The sequence below is a fragment of the Kitasatospora griseola genome, from assembly GCF_014648555.1.
Taxonomy (GTDB): Bacteria; Actinomycetota; Actinomycetes; order Streptomycetales; family Streptomycetaceae; genus Kitasatospora; species Kitasatospora griseola.
Genome location: NZ_BMRI01000008.1, coordinates 281,198 through 286,747, shown reverse-complemented (window position 1 = coordinate 286,747; position 5,550 = coordinate 281,198). Strand labels below are relative to the sequence as shown.

Annotated in this window: 3 protein-coding genes; all 3 read left to right on the top strand. The window is 75.2% G+C overall.

Annotated elements, in window-relative coordinates; translation table 11 throughout:
- Window positions 1-54 precede the first annotated feature (54 nt).
- The 3 genes from IEZ12_RS13685 to IEZ12_RS13675 all read left to right on the top strand — a co-directional run bounded on the left by IEZ12_RS13685 (window position 55) and on the right by IEZ12_RS13675 (window position 5,340).
- Entirely contained in the window at window positions 55-2,595 is a 2,541-nt protein-coding gene (locus IEZ12_RS13685; protein WP_189272288.1) for an ATP-binding protein, read from the top strand.
- A 124-nt stretch (window positions 2,596-2,719) separates the two neighbouring features.
- Window positions 2,720-4,867: an MMPL family transporter gene (locus tag IEZ12_RS13680; RefSeq protein WP_189272287.1), complete on the top strand. Its 2,148-nt coding sequence runs from the start codon at window positions 2,720-2,722 to the stop codon at window positions 4,865-4,867.
- Between the two features lie 122 nt (window positions 4,868-4,989).
- A complete protein-coding gene (locus tag IEZ12_RS13675) occupies window positions 4,990-5,340 on the top strand; it encodes a DUF488 domain-containing protein (RefSeq protein WP_189272286.1) in 351 nt (116 codons plus the stop codon).
- Window positions 5,341-5,550 lie beyond the last annotated feature (210 nt).

Sequence of the window (5,550 nt, the reverse complement as noted above, 5' to 3'; positions counted from 1 at the left end):
GTGCCCGGCGGTGGTGGGGGAGCGGACGGTTTCCCAGGGCCCGGACGACGGGTCGTGCCGTCCGGCGTCGGCGGGGTGGCCGTGCCCGGCGGGGTGTTCGTCGGACGGCAGGAGGAGCTGGCCGCGCTCCGGCGGGCTGCCGAGGCCGCGCGCGGCGGCGTCGGGTTCGCGCTGGTGAGCGGCGAGGCCGGGGCGGGGAAGTCCACCGTGCTGGGGCGGCTGGGCGAGGAACTGGGCGCGCACGGCTGGCGGGTGGTCACCGGGCGCTGCCCGGAGAGCGCCGGCGCGCCCGCCGCCTGGGCCTGGACCGAGGTGCTGCGCGAACTCGCCGGACAGGAACCGGACGCCGCCGCCGACCCCGAACTCGCCCCGCTGCTCGGCGACCTGGAGCCGACCGCAGGTCAGGACGCGCTGTCCGGCCGGTTCCGCCTGCACCGCGCCGTCGTCGCCCGGCTGCACGCCGCCGCCCGCCGCGCCCCGCTCGCCGTGCTGCTCGACGACCTGCACGCCGCCGACCCGGAGACCCGCGAACTGCTCGGCGAACTCGCCGCCCACCACGCCCCCGGCACGCCCGGCGGCGGCCTGCTGGTGATCGCCGCGCTGCGCCCCGGCGAGGGCGAACTCTCCGACGTGCTCGCCAGGTTGGCCAGGCGCTCGCCCACTCGGGTGCCGCTCGGCGGCCTCGCCGAGGCCGACGCGGGACGGCTGATCGAAGCGGTCTGCGCCGCTCCCGTCCGCCCCGAGACCGTCCACGCCCTGGCCGAACGCACCGGCGGCAACCCGTTCTACCTGGCGGAGATCGCCCAACTGCTCGCGCTGGAGGACGAATCGACCGCGCTCAAGCAGGTGCCGCAGGGCGTCCGGGACGTCCTGCGACGACGCTTCGAGCGGCTCCCCGCACCCGCCGTCGACCTGCTGCGACTGGCCGCCGTCGCCGGACGGGAGAGCGACGTCGACCTGCTGGTGCGGGCCGGCGAACAGGACGAGGACACCGCCACCGAAGCCGTCGAAGCGGCCGTCGCCGGCGGCCTGCTGCTCGAACCGCGGCCCGGCACCGTCCGGTTCGCCCACCTGCTGGTCCGCGACACCCTGTACGCCGACCTCGGCGGGCTGCGCCGGGCCCGCCTGCACGGCCGGATCGGGCACGCGCTGCACGACCGGCGGCCCGGCGAACTCGCCGCCCTCGCACACCACTTCACCCAGGCCGCGAGCGCCGGCACCGCCGAACTCGCCGTCCAGCACTGCGTCCGCGCCGCCCAGGCCGCCGAACGGCGCTACGCCCACCGCAGTGCCGTCACGCTGTTCCGGCAGGCCGTCGACAATCTGGAACGCGCCGCCGAACAGCCCGGCGAGGACCGGGCCGCCCGCCGCATCGAGCTGCTGGGCGCGCTGCTGCGCACCCAGATCCGGGCCGGACAGGTCACCGACGCCGGGGACACCAAGGCGCACGCCCTGCGACTGGCCCGGGAATCCGGCCGCGAGGACCTGCTGATCGCCGCCTGGACCGCCTGGACCGAACCCACCCCGTGGGTCACCCACCCCTACGGCAGCATCGACCAGGACGCCGTCGACACCCTCGGCCGGCTGCTGCGCCGCACCGACCTGCCGGCCGCCACCCGGTGCCGGCTGCTCGACGCGCTCACCCACGAACTCGACTGCACCGGCTCGCCGCAGGCCGTCGACGCCGCCGCCCAGGCCGTCGCGCTGGCCCGCGCCGAGGGCGACCCGCAGTTGCTGTGCCTCGCGCTCGCCGCCCAGGCCCGCGCCTGCGACCACGAACTCGCCCCCGTGGACCGGCTCCTGCTCGCCGAGGAGATCACCGCGCTCGCCGTCGCCCACGACCTGCCCGCCTACCGCTGGCACGCCGAACACCTGGCGGCCACCGCCGCCGCCGTCCGCGGCGACCTGCCCGCGCTGCGCCGCCACCTGACAGCCGGTGAGGAGCTCGCGCAGCGCTACCGGCTGGCCGAGCTCTCCGACGTGGTGCTCTGCCAGCGCGGGATGCTGGAACTCGCCGCCGACCGGGTCGAGCAGGCCACCGCCCTGTACGACCGGGCCATGGCGGGCCTGCGGGAGCGCGGCTCGCTGCACGCCGACGCGCTCGACGCGCTGGTGCGGATCACGATCGCCCACCGGGAGGGCCGCCTCGGCGAGATGCTCCCGCTGATCGAGCGCCACCGCGCCCAGTACGGCCCGCTGGTCGCCGACGTCACCGCGCTCGCCCTGCTCGCCGTCGGACGCCCGCCCGAGGAGGCCCGCGCGGCCCGGGTCGAGCGCCGCACCGTGCAGGCCGACTACTTCCGCTCGCTGTTCCTGGTGCTGCGCGCCGACGCCGCGATGGCCCTGGACGAGCGCGCCGAGATCGCCGAACTCCTGGACGAGCTGCGGCCGTTCGCCGACCTGGTGGCGGGCGCCAGCTCCACCTCGATCGCCTCCCGCCCGGTCGCCCTGTCGCTCGGCGAACTCGCCCGCAGGCTCGGCCGCACCGCCGAGGCCGCCGACCACTTCCGGCACGCCGCCGAGGTCGCCCGCCGCTGGGAGTCGCCGAGCTGGGAGGCCCAGGCCCGCACGGCGCTCAGCACGCTGGAGGGCTGACGGCAGGTCACCCCCGCAGCGCCACTTGGAAGATCGCTGCGCTCGCGCCAAGTGGACTCCAAGACGCCTCTCCCACACTGGTGTTCGTCAGTGACCCGAACGCCCTACGGGAGGCACCCGCACCATGTCCACACTCCTCGGTCGCCTCGGCGGGGCCGCCGCCGCCCGGCCCTGGCGCACCGTCGCCGCCTGGCTGCTGCTGATCGCCGCGATCTTCGGCCTGGCCCGGGCGTTCGGCGGTGAGTCCCGCGACAGCTACCGGGTGCCGGGCACCCGCTCCACCGCGGGACTCGACCTGCTGCACGAGCGCTTCCCGGAGACCGCCGGCGCCGACGCCCGCGTGGTGATCCACGACCGCAACGGGAAAGCGCTTCCCGAAGACGCCCTGACCGCGCTGCGCACCCGTCTGTCCGGCCTGCCGCACGTGCTCGCCGTCTCCCCGCCGATACCCTCGCAGGCCGGTGACACCGCGCTGCTGACGCTGAGCTACGACGTCGAGGTGACGGCTTTCAAGGACTCCGCCGAAATCGACGCGCTGCACGACGCCGCCCGGCCCGCCACCGACGCCGGCTACCAGGTCGAGCTCGGCGGCCAGGTCCCCGAGCACTTCAGCGCCCCCGACGGCACCGCCGAGGCGATCGGCATGGGTGCCGCCCTGGTCATCCTGGTCCTCGCCCTCGGCACCGTGGTCTCCGCCGGCCTGCCGCTGCTGGTCGCCCTCGCCGGCCTCGCCCTCGGCACCGGCCTGATCACCCTGCTGTCGGCCGTCACCGACATCAGCAACATCGCCCCCACCGTGGCCTCCATGGTCGGCCTCGGCGTCGGCATCGACTACGCGCTGCTGCTGGTCGCCCGACACGTCGAAGGACTGCGCCGCGGCCTGGACGCCCGGGCCGCCGCCACCGTCGCCAACGCCACCGCGGGCTCCTCCGTGGTGGTCGCCGGCTCCACCGTGCTGGTCTCGCTGTTCGGCCTGAAACTCGCCGGCCTCTCCATCTACGCGTCCTTCGGCTACGCGACCTTCGCCACCGTCGGCGGCGTCATGCTCGCCTCGCTCACCCTGGTCCCCGCCCTCGCCACCCTGGCCGGCCCCCGCCTGCTGCGCCGCGCCGAACGCCGCGCCGCCGCCGGGGGCGAGCCCGCCCGGACCGACACCACGCCCACCCGCACCGAGCGCTGGGCCCGGCTGATCGGTCGCCGCCCGATCGCCGCCGCAGTGCTGTCGCTGGCCGTTCTGCTGGGCCTGGCCGCGCCGATGCTCGGCATGCGCACCTGGCCGCAGGACGCCGGCAGCCAGGCCGCCGACAACACCACCCGCAAGGCGTACGACCTGATCGCCGAGGCGTACGGCCCCGGCGCCAACGGGCCGCTGCTGCTGGCCGTCGACCTCGACCGGCTGCCGAAGAGCGAACTCCCCGCGCTGGCGGCCAAGGTGGCACAGGACCCGGCGGTGGTGCAGGTCCAACCCGCCCGGTTCAACCAGGCCGGGAACGCCGCCGTGATCACCGTCCAACCGAGGACCGGCCCGCAGGACGAGGCCACCGCGCAGCTGGTGAAGCGACTGCGCGACCACGACCTGCCGGCCGGCGCCGAGGTGACGGGCGTGGTCGCGACCTTCTCCGACATCTCCGACCGGCTCTCCGCCCGCCTGTGGCTGGTCGTCCCGTTCGTGGTGGCGCTGTCGCTGGTGCTGCTCACCGTGCTGTTCCGGGCGCCGGTGATCGCGGTGAAGGCCGCCGCGATGAACCTGCTGTCGGTGGCCGCCGCGTACGGCGTGATGACGGCGGTGTTCCAGCACGACGCGACCGCGAAGCTGCTCGGGCTGCCGCACGCCGTGCCGGTGTCCAGCTGGGTGCCGATCCTGATGTTCACCGTGCTGTTCGGCCTGTCCATGGACTACGAGGTGTTCCTGCTCGCCCGGGTCCGCGAGGACTGGCTGGCCACCGGCGACGCGAAGGGCAGCGTGGTGCGCGGCCTGTCCGCCACCGGACGGGTGATCAGCAGCGCGGCCGCCATCATGGTCGCGGTGTTCACCGGCTTCGCGATCGACCCCGACATGACCGTCAAGATGATGGGCGTCGGCATGGCCGTGGCCGTCCTGATCGACGCCACCGTGGTCCGCCTGGTGCTGGTGCCCGCCACCATGACCCTGCTCGGCCGCCACAACTGGTGGCTGCCGCGCCCGCTCGACCGGCTGCTGCCGCAACTGCGCATCGAGCACGGCGAGGAGCCGCCCACCCCCGCCGAGCCGCTCCGGCCGGCCGCGGTCTGACGAGCCGCGTCCGACCCGCCGACAAGGGCCCGCCCCTCCCCGGGGCGGGCCCTTGCTGCGTGCGGGTGGCCGCCCGCGTGGTCCGGGCCCGCCCCGGCCCCGCCCGTGCGTACCGTGGGCGCATGAGCGTGCGAGTGGAGCGGGTGTACGAGGCGCCGGACGGCGGGGTGCGGGTGCTGGTGGACCGGCTCTGGCCGCGCGGGCTGAAGAAGGCGGACGCGCACCTCGACCGGTGGGCCAAGGAGATCGCGCCGTCCACCGAGCTGCGCCAGTGGTTCCACGGCCCGCAGGGCGAGTACGGGGAGTTCGCCCGCCGCTACCGGACCGAGCTGGACGCGCCGCAGGTGCAGCAGGAACTGGCCGAGCTGCGGGAGCTGGCGCAGAACGACGACCTGGTGCTGCTGACGGCGGTGAAGGAGCCGTCGCACAGTCATGTGAACGTGCTGCTCGAACGGTTGGAGCAGGCGGACTAGCTCCGCCCGGCCGGTGCGGCCCGGCGGTGTGTTCTCTCCGGCAGATCCGTGCAAACAGGATGTAATGCGGACATGAGCCTGCTGCGGGAGAACGCCGTTCTCGCCCTCTTCTTCTGCCTCGGCCTGGGCTACCTGGTCGGCAAGCTGCGGATCGGACCGATCCAACTCGGCGGCATCTGCGGCGTCCTGATCGTGTCGATGCTGATCGGC

Excerpts from the sequence above, each read along its gene's own strand:
- IEZ12_RS13680 (WP_189272287.1), top strand. The coding sequence starts at position 2,720 with ATGTCCACACTCCTCGGTCGCCTCGGCGGGGCCGCCGCCGCCCGGCCC.
- IEZ12_RS13675 (WP_189272286.1), top strand. The coding sequence starts at position 4,990 with ATGAGCGTGCGAGTGGAGCGGGTGTACGAGGCGCCGGACGGCGGGGTG.